12 protein-coding genes are annotated in these 18,759 nt (G+C 66.7%); 4 read left to right on the plus strand and 8 right to left on the minus strand.

Annotation, left to right across the window (positions count from 1 at the left end; translation table 11 throughout):
• Positions 1–427 precede the first annotated feature (427 nt).
• Together GFY24_RS18180 and GFY24_RS18185 are read right to left on the minus strand one after the other, a co-directional pair.
• Positions 428–628 (minus strand): DUF1918 domain-containing protein, encoded by a 201-nt coding sequence (locus GFY24_RS18180; RefSeq protein ID WP_153806276.1) that lies wholly within the window; start codon positions 626–628, stop codon positions 428–430.
• 252 nt (positions 629–880) lie between these two features.
• Positions 881–2,140: a DUF4132 domain-containing protein gene (locus tag GFY24_RS18185; RefSeq protein ID WP_153806277.1), complete on the minus strand. Its 1,260-nt coding sequence runs from the start codon at positions 2,138–2,140 to the stop codon at positions 881–883.
• 133 nt (positions 2,141–2,273) lie between these two features.
• Here GFY24_RS18185 and GFY24_RS18190 point away from each other — a divergent pair, with 133 nt between their 5' ends.
• Positions 2,274–3,647 carry an alpha/beta hydrolase domain-containing protein gene (locus GFY24_RS18190; protein WP_153806278.1) on the plus strand — a complete coding sequence of 458 codons (1,374 nt, stop codon included), beginning with the start codon at positions 2,274–2,276 and terminating at the stop codon, positions 3,645–3,647.
• A gap of 445 nt (positions 3,648–4,092) precedes the next feature.
• Here the strand turns inward: GFY24_RS18190 and GFY24_RS42960 are convergent, their stop codons facing one another.
• The 4 genes from GFY24_RS42960 to eccA all read right to left on the minus strand — a co-directional run bounded on the left by GFY24_RS42960 (position 4,093) and on the right by eccA (position 8,625).
• Positions 4,093–4,221 carry a hypothetical protein gene (locus GFY24_RS42960; protein ID WP_255458695.1) on the minus strand — a complete coding sequence of 43 codons (129 nt, stop codon included), beginning with the start codon at positions 4,219–4,221 and terminating at the stop codon, positions 4,093–4,095.
• Between the two features lie 205 nt (positions 4,222–4,426).
• A complete protein-coding gene (locus GFY24_RS18195) occupies positions 4,427–5,134 on the minus strand; it encodes a hypothetical protein (protein ID WP_153806279.1) in 708 nt (235 codons plus the stop codon).
• A gap of 67 nt (positions 5,135–5,201) precedes the next feature.
• Positions 5,202–6,674, minus strand: coding sequence for a glyceraldehyde-3-phosphate dehydrogenase (locus GFY24_RS18200; RefSeq protein ID WP_153806280.1), 1,473 nt, complete (start codon positions 6,672–6,674; stop codon positions 5,202–5,204).
• Positions 6,675–6,804: 130 nt separating this feature from the next.
• Positions 6,805–8,625, minus strand: coding sequence for a type VII secretion AAA-ATPase EccA (gene eccA, locus GFY24_RS18205; RefSeq protein WP_153806281.1), 1,821 nt, complete (start codon positions 8,623–8,625; stop codon positions 6,805–6,807).
• A gap of 230 nt (positions 8,626–8,855) precedes the next feature.
• Between eccA and eccD the strand changes: the two genes are divergently transcribed.
• The 3 genes from eccD to eccCa are packed head-to-tail and all read left to right on the plus strand — an operon-like array spanning position 8,856 to position 15,778.
• Complete coding sequence (gene eccD / locus GFY24_RS18210) at positions 8,856–10,310, plus strand: type VII secretion integral membrane protein EccD (RefSeq protein WP_153806282.1); 1,455 nt, start codon at positions 8,856–8,858, stop codon at positions 10,308–10,310.
• Positions 10,303–11,706, plus strand: a complete 1,404-nt coding sequence (mycP, locus tag GFY24_RS18215) for a type VII secretion-associated serine protease mycosin (RefSeq protein ID WP_153806283.1) — start codon at positions 10,303–10,305, stop codon at positions 11,704–11,706. Before eccD ends, mycP begins: the two co-directional genes overlap by 8 nt.
• A 40-nt stretch (positions 11,707–11,746) precedes the next feature.
• Positions 11,747–15,778, plus strand: coding sequence for a type VII secretion protein EccCa (eccCa, locus tag GFY24_RS18220; protein WP_153806284.1), 4,032 nt, complete (start codon positions 11,747–11,749; stop codon positions 15,776–15,778).
• A gap of 142 nt (positions 15,779–15,920) precedes the next feature.
• On the opposite strand, the gene GFY24_RS18225 is transcribed toward eccCa, so the two are convergent.
• The gene (locus tag GFY24_RS18225) at positions 15,921–16,304 is read right to left on the minus strand and encodes a hypothetical protein (protein WP_153806285.1); all 384 of its coding nucleotides are present in this window, start codon (positions 16,302–16,304) and stop codon (positions 15,921–15,923) included.
• Between the two features lie 94 nt (positions 16,305–16,398).
• Positions 16,399–18,744, minus strand: coding sequence for a hypothetical protein (locus GFY24_RS18230; protein ID WP_153806286.1), 2,346 nt, complete (start codon positions 18,742–18,744; stop codon positions 16,399–16,401).
• Positions 18,745–18,759: the final 15 nt, after the last annotated feature.

Consider the following 18,759-nt stretch of genomic DNA (forward strand, 5'->3'; position numbering starts at 1 on the left):
CGAAATCGGCGATACTGGCACACGAACTCCTGGTAGATCAGCGTCTTGGTAAACACTGAATTACCAGGAGTTCACTCAAATCTCGAGCCTCACACCGACGCCCTCACCGAGTTCTCAGACGCTCTCTTAGAGAACGATGCGTCCCCAAGCATAAAGTCGAAGTCGCAGCATCGGCGCAGATCGACGAAAGCGGACCGAGGGATGGTTCAGAGTGCGCGGGCCAGGCATGCACGCTCTTCGACATGAGCGTGCGCCTGGCCAGCTCCGGACCGCCACGGCCAGTTGATCTTCCACCCCTCGCGCCGGCCGGTTCGGTCACCGCGACATGCGGCATTTGCGGACATGCGACGGGGCCGCCCCATCGCATGCGCTGGGACGGCCCTCATGGTCGAAACCTAGAAACGATGACCGGTTCAGATCGAAGCTGTCACTCGGTGCCCGATGCCCTGCGATGGTCCACGACAGAGTCCGGCCCGGGCCACACGATGGTCTCGTGGCCATTCTCGGCCCGAACTCGATAGGGAGGCGTGCCGTTGGGGCCGAGAACTTCGACGATCTCGACGACGTGGTCCTGCTGGCCGACAGTGCGGCCGTGCACGACCAGCCTGTCGCCCTTCGATGCATGCATGCGAAGCCTCCTCGTTTCCGTAGGCGGACCCTTGCGAGTTCAACGGTACGGGCTCGCACCTGATCGTCGTCGGCTTATCGCGCGCTGGGGCCGGGGTCACGGATCGATGTTCTCGACCGATCTCGTAGGAGGACACGCAGGGGTGAACGGTTAGCCCGGGGCAGAGCCTCGGGTAGCCTCAGGTTGTCATCGCGGGTTGATCTATGAAAGTGCTGGAGTCCCGTCGGGATTGGAACTTGCCATCAGTGATCGTCAGTCCGGCACAGTCAGGGTGGCTCGAGTGATGGTCTGCTTCTCGTCATCGTGGAGCGCACCCATCCACAGTCCGGGATCGATCGTGATCTCGGCATGGACGTTGTCTCTGAGCGTGCGCCTCAAGCGGGTCACGAGGCCCCCGCCGGTCTCCTGCCACCGCCAATCGAATCGCTTGAGGCCCAACACCGTGCCTGTGCGCACGGTCCGACCGGCGAGGCGGTCGAGCGCATCGGCGAAGCCCGGTGAATCAGCCGTCCACCAGGGGCGTTCCAACTGCTGGAAGGGCGCAAGTATCTCGTAGTCGGCGAACAGATTCGCCCACTCACGTGTCGACTGGCCCATGTGGACGGGATGTGCGACGCCGACGAGCGTGTCATCGGCCAATTCCACGACCTCGTCATTGATGTCCGCGCGGCTGCCGTCTTCGGCGATCCGGAACGACCCGGTGACCTCGCCGGCCTCGTCGACGATCACCCAGACGAGCCTGCGGGCCAAATGCTGCATCAACGGATGTTCGACAAACAACCGCTGATGCACTGCGCTGGACCAGCGCCGCCCCGAAACCATCGCCTGTTCGAGCCGCTTCGTCTGGTCTGCGGCTGTGGTTTTCAAGATCTCCTTGAAGGCGGTGTGGTCCTGGTAGGCCGGGACAGCCTTGTCCTGATCGTCCTTGGCTGTTGGCCGGGGAAGCACCTTGCGGCTGCCCGCTGCGGCCCACCCGCCGCAGTCATCGGGCACCGCGTCGAACACGAGCGGGCAGAGTCGCTGGTCGATCCGGACGAGAAATGCGCGTGTTCCGTAATCGACGATCATTGCTCCGGTTTCGCGCAAGCCGAAGTCCGGCACCAAACGGTCGGCGAATTCTTCGTTGGTGAGGCCGCGTGCATCCGTGATTTGTCGGACTGCCACAGACGCGTGCTTTTTGAACGCCTTCGCCTTGGCTTGCTGAGAGATCCGATGCAGCACCGTGAGGGAAGCATCGCTGTCGATGGCGACCAGCACCCGCAGCGCGGCTTCCGCCGGTGAACCCGCGCTGTAATACCAAGACCGGATAATCGGTTCCAGTCGCCAGGCGGTCTCGTCGTCACCGAACAGCGCTAGCGCCTGCATCACCCAAATGCCGCCATTGGCTAGGCCGGAGAACATCCACGCCTCGAACAGCCCCCAGGCGAAATCTGCCAGCGAGCCCGGTTCGGCGACCGCGGCAAGTTGCGCGATGCCCGGATGCCTGCCGTGGGATTCGCTCAACGCGAGCATGGTGACCAGCGTGTGGACTGCCGCATCGGGTACTACGAAACCGCTCTCGCACAACACAATCGGTCCCGCCCGATGCCGGGTCGGCGCGAGTTCAGCGATTGTCGAAAAACCAAGCACTTGTTAGGGTTTCGAGATGGAGCCTTCCGGTCCGGTAACGGGTCCGACCAACCTGATCTCGACGTTCTTCCTACTGGCCGATGTCGGTTACGTCGCCGAGGAGTACTTCCTATCCGGTACAGCCGGGTCCTACCGCCTGACCGGCTCGGCCGGTGACGACGGGGAGTGGGCGAGCGAGCCGGACGGCCTCGCACCGTTCACGACCAGACTCGTGGTCTACCGGCCGGTTGAGGGCTACTCCGGAACGGCTGTCGTGGAGTGGCTCAACGCCTCCTCCGGTGCGGACGCGCCGCCGATCTGGCTACTGGCACATCGGCATCTCATCCGTGCCCGGATGGCCTGGATCGGGGTCTCCGCGCAGTACGCCCCGATCCACGGCGGCAGCGTCATGGCCGCGGCCGCCGAGGAGGACGACACCTGGAACTCGGTCCTGCTGCCACCGCTGAAGCAGGCGGATCCGGTGCGGTACGCCGATCTTTCGCATCCTGGGGATGCTTACTGCTACGACATCTACCGGCAGGCGGGAGAGGTGATTCGAAGGCTGCTGGCCGGGACCCGGCAACTGCTCGCGGCCGGGCAGTCGCAATCCGCGGCCGCGCTCGTCACATTTGTGAATGCCATTGCGCCGCATGGCTCGCCGTACGACGCGTACCTCATCGACGGGCGGCCGGGCCGCCCTGCCACGCTGACCGGCTTGGTGGATCCCGAGGCGCTGGACGGTGGCACGCGGGTGCGTGCGGATTCGACCGCGCCGGTGCTCGTGCTCCAAACCGAGTTCGAGGTGGTCGGTCTCATGCGCTCGATCGACTCCCGCCAGCCCGACTCCGACCGGTTCCGGCTCTGGGAGCTGGCCGGCGCCGCACACGCGGACTCCTACACCGTCGGCGCATCGTTCACCGACTCGGGCTCACTGACCGCGGAGGAACTGGCCGAGCGGATGGCGCCACGACGCAATCCACTGGGCGTCGAATTCCCCGAGCCGATCAATTCCGGGCCACAACATCACTACGTCGTGCAGCAAGCCATCGCGGCGCTGTCCCGATGGGCCGACGGCGGACCCGCTCCGGCACAGGCCGATCGGCTCACGGTATCCGCCGGGGAACTGGTGCTGGACGTCCATGGCAACGCGCTGGGCGGTATCCGCACGCCGTGGATGGACGTGCCACTGGCAGTGCTGTCCGGGCTCGGACAGGAAGGCGGCGGCCCGGCGATCATGTTCGGTTGCACGCGACCACTCCCGGGACCCCCTCCCGACGACTACCTCGCGGCATTCCGAGCGGCAACCGACAAGACGGTCACGGCAGGCTTCCTGCTGGCTGAGGACGTACCGGAAATCCTCGCCATGGCAGCCGCGAATCAACCGTTGAGCACCGAGCACGCATCCCGGTAACCACCACCGATCTGCTGGCTGTCACCGCGCTCGAACTTGTGGCGTCGGTGAATTCGCAAGTGATGCTCGCGTCCTCTCTCGGGTTGGTGCCGGAGACACGGCTCCACCTTCGGCGCGGCGGCCATGGGGGTTCGCATCGGCACCCTCGCCGAATTACCTGACAGCCATTGCCCCGCAAAACCTTTCAGACGGTCCGTCCAAACGATCCCGAGCGGTGGAAGGTGATCTCCCTGCGGCGGGGCACTCGTGGACGGCGATCGTAGGTCGCGCACCACGAACATGCCGCTGCCGGTGAAAACGTCACCGACACGATGCTCGATAATCGGCATGATGGTGCGTTCGGTCAGCGTGGGATGCCTGCCGCCAGTTGATCTTCCGTCGCTCCGCGCTGGCCGCTTCGGTCAACGCGATCAGCGGCAATGTAGTGCGTTTCCTTGGACAGTGTTCAGTCACGCGTGACGAGAACCCATTCGTCCTTCTCCGCGGCCTGCCGGTACAACCGCACGTAGTCGTTGAGGAGGTTCAGGACATGGTCTCGGTCATGAGGAACCTTGTAGACGTGCGCAGCTTGCATTGCATGCACGCTCGAGAGTGCTGGTGCATCGGCGATGCGTGCCCTCACCGTAGTCGGCGACCGCCGCAGGTGTGTCTGGCCGGACGAGACGAAACGGGACGCCTTGTGTGGCAACCGCTTTGCGGGTGTACTGCTCGGCGTCGCGGAGGGCAGGACGATCGGGTGAGTGTAAGCGGTGCTCGCACAGGTCAATTGGCGGCGGGCATTAGGGGGCGAGGGCGCGGCTCACTGCGGCTGGGCGGGGGTTGTGGGAATGGGTGCGGAGGCGGCTGTTGGGCCAGGTGTCGCAGGTCCAGATGCCTTCGGCGTCGACCGACCAGGTTGCGTCCTCACCGTATTGACGATCGGTTAGCAGGGCTTGCGTCTGGGCTTCGGGGGCGGTGGCGCCCTGTTCGCGTAGGGCTGCGGAAACCATTGGGAGGAACTCGGATTGGGGGATGTCGGCGTCGGTCAGGATTGGGAGTAGGGCCAGGAGGCGGGCGCTTGGCTGTTGGATGCCGCCTGTGCCGGCGGGTGCTGCTGCCTTGACCAGTTCCGGCCAGCGGATTCCGCCGTAGGCGCCTTCCATTTCCGCGGCACCGAGGATGTGTGGGGGCTCCTGGCCTGCGATGCGGAGCCAGTACTGGACCGCGTACTCGTACTCCTCGGCGGGGATCAGCTCGTAGGTCTCGTAGACGATGACGATCTCGTGGCCGCCGGCTAGCGGGATTCGTAGCACCGGCCAGCGCAGGGGGTTGAACAGCTGCTCATCCCGCAGGCGGCGGAACTCCGCTTCGGGGACTCCGAACCACCCGGGTGACTCGGATACCAAGCCGCACAGGTGATATGCCCAGAACGCCGGGTTGCTGGTGAGGGCGGTCGCGTCGTAGAACTCGGCGTCAACCTCGTTCGCCGCGTATTGGGGGAAGTCCACGCGGTTCATCATGGCATGCGCAATCCCATTGCGCGACAGGAACTTCGGCGTTCCGGGCTGGCGCGAACTAGCCGGCGGCCGGGGCGAGTTCGGAGCTGTCCTGTGCACCCAATCGGGGGTACGTCGGGTACTCGATGCCCGAGATGTACTGGACCGTGCGCACTACCTGGCAGGAGTAGCCGAATTCGTTGTCGTACCAGAGGTAGAGGATGGCGGTGTCGCCGTCGACGATGGTGGCGTTGGCGTCGACGATCGAGGCGGCGCGGGAGCCGATGAAATCGCTGGAGACTACGTCGGTGGCGGCGGTGTAGTCGAGATTGCGGCTCAGGGGGCCGGACAGGGACATCTGGCGGAGGTAGTCCAGGACCTCGGTCTTGGTGACCTCGCGCTTCAGTTGCAGGTTCAGGATGGCGACCGAAACGTCCGGGGTGGGAACGCGAATCGAGTTTCCGGTGATCTTGGCCTTGAAGTCCGGCATGGCCTTCGCGACGGCCGAGGCGGCACCGGTCTCGGTGAGCACGAGGTTGAACGGCGCGGAACGGCCGCGGCGGTCGGCGGGGTGGAAGTTGTCCAGCAGGTTCTGGTCGTTGGTGAACGAGTGCACCGTCTCCACGTGACCGCGGGTGATGCCGAACTCGTCATCCATCGCTTTCAGCGGCGGCACAATGGCATTGGTGGTACACGAGGCGCAGGAGACGATCTGCTCGGACTGATCCAGCGACAGGTGGTTGACGCCGTGCACGATATTCGGCACGTCACCCTTGCCGGGCGCGGTGAGCAGGACCTTCGCGATACCGGGGCGCAGGTGCTGCGAAAGCCCTTGGCGGTCACGCCATTTGCCGGTGTTGTCGATCAGGATGGCATTGTCGATCCCGAACTCGGTGTAGTCGATCGTCGTCGGATCATTGCTGTAGATGAACTTGATGACATTGCCATTGGCGATGATGGTGTCATTCTCGGCATCGACTTTGATGGTGCCGTTGAACTGACCGTGCACCGAATCCCGGCGCAGCAGCGACGCGCGCTTGGTCAGATCGTCCTCGCCGCCCTTGCGCACCACGACGGCACGCAGGTTCAGGCCATTGCCCGATCCGGTCTTCTCGATGAGCAGCCGGGTGACCAGACGCCCGATCCGGCCGAACCCGTACAGCACCACATCGCGCGGCCCCTGCGGCTCGGCCTTGTTGCCATCGGTGATGTCGGCCAGCACCGCGGCGGTGAACTCGGGGATCGAGAGCCCGCGCTCATCGACGCGGTAGGCCATGACCAGACGACCCAGATCGACCTTGGACGGACCCAGATCGAGTTGGGTCAGCGCCTCGAGGAATGGCAGCGTCTCCTCGATCGAAAGCTCCTCGCCCTCGATCTGCCGGGCGAACCGGTGCGTGCGCAGAATGCTGATCACCGACTTGTTGACCAGGGAACGGCTGTGCAGGAGGATGGTGACCCCCTTCTCGCGATACAGCTTTCCGATGATCGGAATCATCGCCTCCGCGGATGCCTCGTGAGCATTCCAGCGGTCAAGAGAGTCGGTAGTCAACACAAGTCCTCGGGGTCGCCTCGATCTGTACGTGAATCGATGCTAGTCAGCAGCATATTTTCACAAACCGCCCCCACCCCTCTGTGAGCCGTGCGCCACACCTCGCCGGTCCGAACACCCGGCGAACGGGCTATGCGGAGAGGGTGGCGAGCACGGCCTGTAACGCCTTGCTCATATCGTCGGCTTCGATGCGCATCAGGGTGTCCTGGTCGAGGCCGCGCAAGTCCAGGGTGTCATCCATGGCGAGGCGGTATTCGCGCTCTTCCTCGGCACTCTCGATGACATTGCGGATGAAACGGCCGTTGCCAGCGATGTCCACGCCGCGGCGGGGCAGGCCGCTCTGATCGGTGCGCTCGGCCTCGTAGAGTTCGGCGCAGGCCGCGCGCAGCAGCTCGAGCGCCTCGTCCGACACCGTCGAATCACGTTTGCGGGCAATGAAATCGCCGATTTCGCAGAGCTCATCGGGCGAATACGAGTCGAACTTAACGCGTTTGGCGAAGCGGGACGCCAAACCGTCGTTACTGGCCAGGAATCGATCGATCTCACCGTCGTAACCGGCGATGATGACCACCAGGCGATCACGATCGTTCTCCATGCGCGCCAGCAGCGTATCGACCGCCTCACGGCCGAAGGCATCACCACCGGAGAGACCGGATTGGATCAGCGTGTACGCCTCGTCGACGAAGAGCACACCGTCCATGGCCGAATCGATCAGCGCATTGGACTTGATCGCGGTCGAGCCCAGGTGCTGGCCGACGAAATCCGAGCGCTTGGTCTCCACCACCTTGTCGGTCTTGAGCAGTCCCAAACCGCAGTAGATCTTGGCCACCACCCGCGCGATAGTGGTCTTACCGGTTCCCGGCGGACCGGTGAAGGCCAGATGCTGACCGCGCGGCATACTGTTGAGCCCCTTCTCGGCCCGGATCTTCGCCATGGTCGCCGAGGACTGCAACTTGGCGACCTGGACCTTGACCGCGCCCAGCCCGATCTGGGAGTCCAGCTCCTTGCGGGCCGCGGCCAGAATCACCTCGGCCCGATGATGCTGCTCCTCCTCGGCGGCCGCCTCCAGCGACGGCGCGGACGCCGGATCCCAACGGACGGCACGGGATTCGATCTGCTCCTTGGTGGTGACCACAATCCGGAACTTGGGGTCACGCATCGCCTGGGTATTGGCCTCGAAATCCGGGACCTGGGTGTACACGGTCTCGAACAGCGCCCGCGCCTCATCCTCATTGCCCTGCTCCCGCAGCGCGAGGCCACGGCAGTACATTGCGGCGGTGCGGGCCGCCGGAATCGGGCCGCGCTCAGCCAATTCCAGCCGTCGCGTCGCCTCACCGAACAGGCCGAGATGCGCACACGCCGTGCCGACCATGACATGCGCGCCCGCCGCCATGTACGGGTCCTGCCACTCCGCCGAGCCGGCCAGCTCGGCCATCACATCGGGCCACAGCTGGGCCGTGAAATACAGCACGCCCCGCGCATAGGCGCAGACCTTGTCGTCAACGGCGCGATCCGGATCGTCGGCCGATTGCGCGCGCCGCAGCGTCAACTGCTCCAGCAGCCGATGGGCCTCGTCGAACTCTTTCTCCTCGACCAGCCGCATCGCCTGCGCCAGCCAGATCTCGGTGAGACTGGCGATCGGATAGTCGATGTACTGGCCGATCTGGAACCGCCCGGCCAACTGCCGCGGCGGCAAACCGAGCCGGCGCTGCTCACGCAAGAGCGAGGTGCCCGAGGTGCGGTGCAAGTGGTGCAACACATCTCGGCCGTCATCACCGGCGGCGACGCGGCCCAGCCAGGCATCGCACATATCCGGATCCAGCTCCGTGGCCCGGCGGAAAGCGACCTTGGCGTACTCCAGATTCTTCGCGGCCTGCTGGCCGTCGACCATCAAACCCAGCGACAGCACGCCCGCGTCGAAGATCTGTTGCGCTTGCCGAATCGCTGACATGGCCCGCAACGTAATGGATCAACGCCGTACTGGCACGCCGGCGCCGGCGGCGACCACTGCGCATTCATCGGCAGTTAACGTGCGGCCGTTGCACTTCCGGCGATAACCCCACGTCGCTCCCGCCGCGTGGTTACGGCCGGGGAAACTCCATTTCGGCGCCGCTGCCGCCGGGCGAACACCTTGCTACCTTCCCGGACGTCGGAACCAGAAATTCGGGAGTCCAGCACGTGATGGAGTCAACGGCTATCGAGCCGCAGCTGTGCCGAGTCTCGGTGATCGGCGGCAACACCCAGGTGGACGTGGTGCTACCCACGACCATCCCGATCGCCAATTTCATCCCGGATGTGGTGCAGCTCATCGCATCCCGCAATCCGGACCTGTCCGAACACGACGACAACGGCCCACTCGCGGCCCAGCACTGGACACTCTCGCGACTCGGCCACACCGCCATCGATCCGGTGCGCACCCTCACCGAAGCCGAGGTCTTCGACGGTGAACTACTGGTGCTGCGCGCGGTGGACTCGGTCGAATCACCCGCGCTCTTCGACGATGTCATCGACGCCGTCGCCCGCCTCACCGAAAGCTCCTATCGCGGTTGGACAGCCGAGACAGCGGGCCGGGCCGGACAGGCCGGGGCCATTGCCGCGGTGATCGGTGCCTGCGCACTGCTGATGGTCGCGGCGGCGCACGGCGCGGGCATCCTGGCCGGGACCGCGGGCCTCGGCATCGGACTGCTGATCCTGGTGGGCGGCGGGCTCGTCGCCCGCATGTACTCCGCGACCCTGCCCGCCACCGTGCTCGCGCTGTGCGGAGTGCTGCTGATGGGCAGCGGCGCGGCGGCACTGGTCCCCGGGCAACCGGGCGCACCGCATCTGCTGCTGGGATGCGCGGCCACCATGCTGCTGGCCGTAATCACCTTGCGCGTCATAGCCGTTCGACCGACGGTGTTCTCGGCCGTCATCACCACCACGGTATTCGGCACCATCGCCGCCGGCGCCTGCACGCTGTGGGAGGTCACCCCCGCCGAGGCCGCGACCGGGATCATTGTCGCCACCCTGCTGGGCATTACGCTCGCCCCGCGAATCGCGGTGGCGGCCGCTCGACTGCCGGTGCCGCCGGTGCCGACCGCGGGCGGCGTCATCGATCCACGCGACCATGAACCACGACCCACCATCGAGGGTATCGGCGCGATCGGCGCGACCTCGATCCCGTCGGCGGCCGGACTGGATCAGCGATCCCGGCTCGCCAACGACTACCAATCCGGAATGATCATCGGAATCGTCGCGGTCACCGTGTGCGCGACACTCATCACGGTCCTGGCCGCCACCGAACACCGCTGGCAGGCAATCACATTGGCCGCGGCGGTGGGAATCGTGCTGGCCCGGCGCGGCCGCGCCTTCTCCGATCTGACCCAGGCCGCGGCCATGGTGCTCGGCGGCTGCGCGGTACTGATTCCGCCCGCCGTCCTGCTCGGATTCCGGCTCGACGACGCGGCACTGCCGGCCGCCGCGGCACTGCTGGTGATCGCGGTACTGGCCATGCTGATCGGCGTGGCCGGACCGAACCTGGAGATATCGCCGGTGGTACAGCGGGCCGGTGAGATCTTCGAGTACCTCACCATCTGCGCGATCGGCCCACTGATCTTCTGGATACTCGACATCTACGCGCTCGTCCGCAATGGCTGAGCGCGGGCGGCGCTGCGCGGCAAGGACTTTGGTCCACGTATTCGCCGCCGGCGCCCTCACCGTGACGGCGGTGCTGACACCCGCCGCCACCGCGTACGGGGTGGAACCACCCGGGGTGGATCCGGGAGCGCTGGTGACCAATGCCCCGGTCGCGCCGCCCGAGCCGTCACAGCAGCGACTGCTGTGCTCGCAACCGATCTGGTCCGGTCCCGCCCCCACCGGAATTCCCTTGGCGCAGAAGGCACTCGGACTCGAACGGGCGTGGGAGTTCAGCCGGGGCGAAGGGCAGACCATCGCGGTCATCGACACCGGCGTCAACCGGCATCCGCGGCTGAGCGTCGACCCGGGCGGCGATTACGTCTCCGACTCCGACGGCACCAGCGACTGCGACGGCCACGGCACCCTGGTGGCCGGAATCATCGCCGGCCATCCCGCCCCCGAAGACGGGTTCTCCGGAGTGGCACCCGGGGCCACCATTCTGTCCATCCGCCAGACCAGCCTCGCATTCCAGGCCAAGAACAGTTACAGCTCGGACCGGCCCGGCGGCATGTCGGCCGGTGGCTACGGTACCGTCGCCACCCTCGCCCACGCGGTGGTGCACGCGGTCGATCTGCACGCCTCCGTCATCAATATCTCCGAGGTGTCGTGCCGGCCGAACGGAACCGGACCGGTGGACGGAATGCTCGGCGCGGCACTGCAATACGCCGCCAACCACAATGTCGTGGTAGTCGCGGCGGCCGGAAACCTGGAATCCCAGGGGGCCTGCAAAGAGCAGAACGGAACCGCGGGCTGGAACGCGGTCAATACCATCCCCACGCCCGCCTGGTTCTCGCCCTATGTGCTGCCGGTCGCCTCGGTCGAGGCCGACGGATCACCCTCGTCGTTCACCCTGTACGGCCCATGGGTCGGGGTCGCCGCACCCGGCAGCAATCTGATGTCACTGGACAGCGCTCCCGGCGGCACCGGCCTGGTCAACGGGACCCCGCAGGCCAACGGCCAGGTCGCGCCGATCGCCGGCACCAGCTTCTCCAGCGCCTACGTCGCGGGTGTGGCGGCACTGGTGCGCGCCCGCTACCCGGAACTGACCGCGGCCCAGGTGATCGACCGCATTGTCGGCACCGCGCATGGCTCCGGCCACGACACCCGCCTCGGCGCGGGCCTGATCGACCCGGTCGCCGCGCTCACCGCCGTATTGCCGCCGCGAACCGGACCGGACCCCGCGAGCGGGAAACAGATCGCCGCACCGATACCGCCCACCCCCGAAAGCCCGTGGCCCCGCCGCATCGGCACGGCCGGGGCGGCGAGCTGCCTGACACTGCTCGCCCTGGTACTGACCCTGTCGATTCCCTTCCGGCGCGCACAGCGCATGCCACTGGTCCTGCCCGGCGACGACTGACACTCCCCTTCCGATACGTAACCGATCGAGGAACAGCCAATTGAGTACGCAGGGTTTCATCCGGCTGGCCCGGATCGCGCCACCCCGGTCCCCGGGCGGCGAAGTGGTCCTCAACGCACCGCCGGAGATCACCGCACCGGTGCCCGCCCCACTCTGGCAGCGCCTGCTGCCACTGGTCATGGTGGTCGCCATGGTCGGGATGATGGGGCTGATGTTCACCATGAGCGGCAAATCCATGCTCACCAACCCGCTCAGCATGATGTATCCGATGATGATGCTCATGTCGATGGTCGGCATGTTCGCCGGGCGCACCGGCGGCGGCGGCAAGAAAGCCGCCGAACTCAATGAGGAACGCAAGGACTACTTCCGGTACCTCGAGCAACTGCGCCGCGATGTCCGCGGCACCGGCACCGCCCAGCGCGAAGCCCTCACCTGGAGCCACCCGCACCCGATCGACCTGCACGCGCTCGTCGGCACCCGCCGAATGTGGGAACGACGCCCCAGCGACCCCGACTTCGGTCACGTCCGGATCGGCGTCGGCAGCCACCGCATCGCCACCCGGCTGGCCCGGCCCGAAACCGGACCCCTGGAAGACCTCGAGCCGGTGGCGACGGTCGCACTGCGGCGGTTCGTGCGCACCCACTCGGTGGTGCACGGGCTGCCCACCGCGATCTCGCTGCGCGCCTTCCCCGCGGTCAATATCGAGGGACCGCGCGAGCACAGCCGCGCCCTGGTGCGCTCGATGGTGATGGAGCTGGCCACCTTTCACGGCCCCGACAACCTGATCTTCGCCATTGTCGCCGCCGATCCCGACAGCGAGGACTGGCGGTGGACCAAATGGCTTCCGCACCTGCAGCATCCGCGCGATACCGACGGAATCGGCGCGGCCCGAATGCTTTACGAGTCGCTCTCCGAACTCGAGAACGCGCTCTCGGAGGATCTGCTCGAACGCGGCCGATTCCTGCGCAACGCACCGCCCACCCCCGGCCGCCTGCACGTGGTGGTGGTGATCGACGACGGCTATGTCAGCGGCTCCGAACGGATTATCAGCGATGCCGGACTGGACTCGGTGACCGTACTCGACCTGACCGCGCCACAGACCGGACTGGCCGTGCGGCGCGGACTGCAACTCGTGGTCGAGGAGAACGTGATCGGCGCTCGCACCGGCAGTTCGGTGGAGAACTTCGCCGGACCGGACCGGCTGCCCCTGGAGGTCGCGGCCACCTTCGCGCGCGGCATGTCACGGTATCGGATCGCCACCACCGCGCAGATCGTCAATCTCGGCGAGGAGGTCAGCGGGGATCCCGGACTGATGGCGCTGCTCAAGATTCCGGACGCGGCCACCATCGATCCGGATATCGTCTGGCGCACCCGATCCTCGCGCGAACGGCTCCGGGTACCGATCGGCACCACCCCCGACGGCACTCCCGTCGAGATCGACATCAAGGAATCCGCCGAGAACGGTATGGGCCCGCACGGATTGTGCATCGGCGCAACGGGTTCGGGTAAATCGGAGTTCCTGCGCACGCTGGTGCTGTCCATGGTGACCACGCACTCCCCGGATCTGCTGAACCTGGTGCTGGTCGACTTCAAAGGTGGCGCAACCTTTCTCGGCCTGGATCCACTACCTCACGTGTCCGCGGTCATCACCAACCTCGAGGAAGAACTCTCGATGGTGGACCGCATGCGCGACGCGCTCGCCGGTGAACTGACCCGGCGGCAGGAACTGCTGCGCGCGGCCGGAAACTTCGCCAATGTCACCGAATACGAGAAGGCGCGCGCCAATGGCGCACAGCTCGATCCGCTGCCCGCGCTCTTCATCATCGTCGACGAATTCTCCGAATTGCTCTCGCAGAAACCGGATTTCGCGGAGCTGTTCGTCATGATCGGCCGACTGGGGCGCTCGCTGCGGGTCCACCTGCTGCTGGCCTCACAGCGGCTGGAGGAGAACCGGCTGCGGGGGCTGGACTCGCACCTGTCCTACCGAATCGGCCTGCGCACCTTCTCCGCCGGTGAATCGCGGCAGGTGCTGGGCATCACCGATGCCTACCATCTGCCCGGCCAGCCCGGCGCGGGCTACCTCAAGAGCGATGCGTCGGACCCGTTGCGATTCAACGCAACCTACGTCTCGGGACCGTACGTTCCGCCCGTGGCCCGGCGCGCGGCCGGCGGACCGGCCGCCGCCGCGGCGGGCGCGGTCGATCTGTTCACCGCCGCCGCCGTGGCCGCGCGCGCGGTTCCGGTGGCACCGCGGGAAGTGACCCTGCCCGATCTGAACGAACTACTCGCCGAGCCCGCGCCCGCCGGACCCGAACAGTCACTGCTGCAGGTGGTGGTCGATCGGCTCAAAGGCCACGGCCGCCCCGCACACGAGGTGTGGCTGCCGCCGCTGGATATCTCCCCCTCGGTGGATATGCTGCTGCCCCACCAGGATTGGCGATCCGAGGACAACCGCACAGGCAACCTCTGGCTGCCGATCGGTATCGTCGACAAACCGTACGAACAGCGGCGCGATGTCCTCACCATCGATCTGTCCGGCGCACAGGGCAATATCGCCGTCGTCGGCGGACCGCAGTCGGGCAAATCCACCACACTGCGCACCATCATCATGGCCGCCGCCGCCACCCACACCCCCGAACAGGTGCAGTTCTACTGCCTCGACTTCGGCGGCGGAACGCTGTCCGCCCTCAATGGGCTACCGCATCTGGGATCCGCGGCCGGACGACTCGAAGGCGACCGGGCCCGCCGCACCGTCGCCGAACTCAGCACCCTGCTGCGCCAGCGCGAAGCCCGCTTCCTCGAACTCGGGATCGAGAACATGCGCGACTTCCGCAGGGTCAAGGCCGGACTCGCGGAACTACCCGAAGACCAGCGCGCCGCGCATCCGCTCGCCGCGGACCTGTTCGGCGATGTCTTCCTCGTCATCGACGGCTGGGCCGCGTTCCGCGAGGAGTTCGAGCAGATCGAACCCCTGGTACATGTACTGGCCGCGCGCGGACTGTCCTACGGCATCCACCTCATGCTCGGCGCCAACCGCTGGGCCGAGATCCGGCCCGCGGTCAAGGATCAGATCGGCACCCGAATCGAACTGCGCCTCGGCGACCCGTCCGACTCCGAAATGGATCGTCGTGCGGCAGTAGGGGTTCCGATCAACCGGCCCGGCCGCGGTATGACCGCCGAGAAACTGCACATGCTCATCGCACTACCCCGCCTCGACACCGCCGTCGACCCCAATACGCTCGCCGACGGCGTCGCCGCGGCCAAGGAGGAACTCGCCGAGCTCTACGGTGACCGGCGCGCACCCGCCGTCCGCATGCTGCCACTCGAACTGGAGCGCACGGGGGTACTGGAAACCGCACGCGCACAAGGAATGCGACTGGACAACAAGCGGGTACTGATCGGATTGAGCGAATCCGAACTACAGCCCATGGTGCTGGACTTCCAGGAACAGCCACACCTGCTGGTCTTCGCCGACGTCGGCTGCGGCAAGACCACCCTGCTGCGCAATATCGCGCAGGGCATCGTGGAGAACTCACACCCGAACGACGCGCGCGTCATCCTCGTCGACTACCGGCGCACCATGCTCGGCGCGATCGAGGGGCCGCACCTGGCCGGATACTCCACCTCCGCCCAGACCTCGGTACCGACGTTGAAAGAGGTCGCGGGCTTTGTCTCGCAACGCATCCCGGGTGCCGACATCACCCCCGCACAGTTGCGCGACCGCAGCTGGTGGACCGGGCCCGAGGTGTACGTGATCGTCGACGACTACGACATGGTGGCCTCGAACAATCCGCTACTGCCACTGGTGGAGCTACTCCCCCAGGCCCGGGATATCGGGCTGCACGTCATTATCGCCCGGCGCGCCGGTGGCGCGGGCCGCGCCCTTTTCGATCCGGTACTCGGGCCGTTGAAGGATATGTCGGTCGCGGCGATGCTGATGAGCACACCGAAGGACGAGGGCGTACTACTCGGAGATGTTCGGCCCGTGCAGTATCCGCCGGGCCGGGGCATGCTCGTATCCCGCACCCACGGCCGTGAACTCATCCAGGTCTGTCAGCTGCCGCCGGTGTGAAATAGCTTGCCGCCCCGCGTGTTGCACACGCGGGGCGGTTCAGGCTCGGCGGTTCGAGCGGAGCGGTTCACACGGAACGGCTAGCGAAACGCGAGGCGGCTCAGGCGGGGCGGCTCAGGCGGGGCGGTTCAGGCGGGGCGGTTCAGGCGAAGGCGGTGGTGGAGGAATCTTCGGCGCCTCGCAGATCGCCGGCGGCCTGATGCATGCCGTGGGCGAACTCCGCCAATGTCTGGGCCAGATCCACACCGCCCTGCAGCAAATCGACACTCATGGCGACGTAGCCGCTCTTGCCCGTCGCGAATTTCTTCCCGTAGGAATCGGTGCCCCAGGGCGGCTGATCGGTCGACCCGGCGCCGACCTCGGCGGCCGCACCTGCGCCGGGCCGCACCGAGATCGGGTCCCCCAGCGCTGCGAGAGTCTGATGCAGCGTGGTCACGGCACGGTGGACGGCATCGTGCACGCCGTCCATCACCGTCGCCGCGGCGTGTAGCCGGGTGGTCGAATCGATCGCAATGCTCTGTGCCACAGCGTCTCCCCTCGTCACCAACAGAGGAGATCAACTCTCGCAACCGGATTCGGCCGGTTGCGGGAATGCGCGCGACCAGCGCCGAAACAATGCGTTAACGCGGGGGTCTGGTGGGCGGCAGACCCCGGTGCGGGTGACGGTAGTGCGGATGCCCGGGCTCGGGCTCCTCGGGCTCCGGCTCCTCCGGCTCGGGCTCTTCCGGCTCGGGCTCCTCGGGATCAGGCTCCTCGGGATCGGGCTCTTCAGGCTCCGGCTCCTCCGGCTCTTCCGGCTCGGGCGGTGTGAGCGGGGGCGGCAATGGCACGACCGGCGGCGGCAACGGCGTTCCCCACACCGTGACATCCGGGGCCGTCGGCGCGACATACGGTTCGATCTCCGGACCGTGATACTTGTCGATCTTGGCTCGGGTCTTGCCGCGCAGATCGGTGCCCTTGCTCTGATAGCGGTCGGTGCCCTCACCGCCCATGCCGTACTCGTCCCCGATCCGCTTGCTACGCATCAGCGCCCGCTTCCACCAGGTGTTCTCATCGGCGCCCGGACTCGAGATCTTGCGCGCTTCACCATCGGCCTTGCTGTTGATCGCATCGCGGGAGACGCGCACCATGCGAAGATCATCGGCACGGGCTTGCGCGCTGTCGGCCCGGCGCTGGAGATCGTCTGCGCGAGACTGTAATCCGTCCGCTCGACGCTGATGCTCCCCGGCCCGATCCACGGCCGCGGCATGTTCGCGCACCGCCTGCGTATGCGCCGCCCGCGCATCGGCGACCCGCTGCTCGGCCCGCTCGATCCGGGTCGCGTCCGGATGGGCGGCCGCCCGCTGCTCGGTCAATTGCGTTCGCGCGTCATCGATCCCGCGTTGGGTGCGCTGTACGGCGGCGTCGGCCTGCTCAGCCGTGTGCTGCTCCGCCGTCGCGCGCGTTTGCCGCACGGTGGCGCGGCCCTGCGCGGTATCGGCCCCGGTCTGGGCTTCATCGGCCACCCGCTGCGCGGTATCCGAGCGTTCCTGCATCGCCCCGGCGCGGCCGGACATGCGGGAGGCCCACTGCGGCTGTCGATCCGCCGACTCCGGCCCGGCCGGTTCGCCGAGCGCACGGGCGCGCGGGCGCGGCGTCTCCGGGCCATCCCCCGGCGGCCCGTCACCGGCCGCACGAGCACGCGAACGGTTCTCCACCGGTTCGGTCGGTTGCGCTCGCAGCTGCGGCTGGCGTTCACGCAACTGCCGGTTGTAGTCGCGCAGATTCGCCGCATCCTCCCGATCCAGCGCACGCACCTGGCGCTGCTGCTCCTCGGTCATACCGCCCGAGCGAGCGAACGCCGGCCGGGCCACCGGAGCCGGCCGCGCCACCCCCGGATCCGCGAGCGAACCGCCCGCCGCCGCGGCCTTGGTCGCCGAGGTGTACACATTGCCCTCGGCATCGACCTGGTAATGGCGGAGAAAACCGGTACTCGACGAACCGCGCGGCACCCGATTCAACTGGAACAGGCCACGGGCTCCACCGGCTACCGAACCACGGAACGCACCACCGGCCATACCGGCGGCAAAACCGTTGCCGCTGAAGGCACCCTGCCAATCCCCACTGTTCAACGCCGACCCCATGGCACCACCGATCGTGCTCACCTCACCGCCGAACGCACCGATCGCCATACCGCGAAACACACCCGCCGCCGGACCCAGACCATTGGTGAGCCGGCCGATCGACCTGTCGAAAGCGATACCGCCCCAATGACCCGCGGCCCGGCCCATCAAACCGCCGAGGAAGGACGAACCGAACGACAACAGCGTCTCGTTACCGTTGTAATGGCGGCGGGTATGCGCGGCCAGCTGACCGCCCTGCACGGCCGCGTCCAGAATCACCGCCTGCGTACTCGACACCATGCCCTTGACGGCATATGTGGAGAGGTTCTTCACGAACAGCTTCATCCAGGACTGCCGCCCGACCGTGCCCGACGCCCGCAGAATCGCCTGCTCGATCTTCTCGACCGTCAGATCCTCCAAAAACCGCAGGCTCGAACGGGTTCCGCTCACCGCGGCCGCCTCCAGCGCCGGCGCCGTCGGCGGAAACATCCACGCCCACGCGATCTCCGCCGCCAGCAGGGCGTAGGAGATGATCATCATCAACTTCGCCTCCTGCACGGTGGTGCCGAAATCGAAAGCGGCATTACCGATCTCGTCGAAATCTGCGGCCAGCACGGAGAGTGAGCTGTCACCGTGCAGCAGGCTCTCGAACAGGGCGGCGATCGTCTCCGCACCGGCACCGGAGTGATAGGCCCCCGTCGCGGAGCGCTGCACCGACACCAACGGATCCACTTGCGCCGCAAGCTGTTTCGCCGCCTCATTCCAGGCATTACCGATCGCGAACAGCGCATCCTCATTGCCGGCCGGCGGGTCGACACCCACCAGCCAGCCCAGCCACCGCAGATCGTGCGGGATATCGATCATGCGGCGACCGACCCG

The organism is Nocardia sp. SYP-A9097, from assembly GCF_009649815.1.
In the GTDB taxonomy this organism is placed as follows: domain Bacteria; phylum Actinomycetota; class Actinomycetes; order Mycobacteriales; family Mycobacteriaceae; genus Nocardia.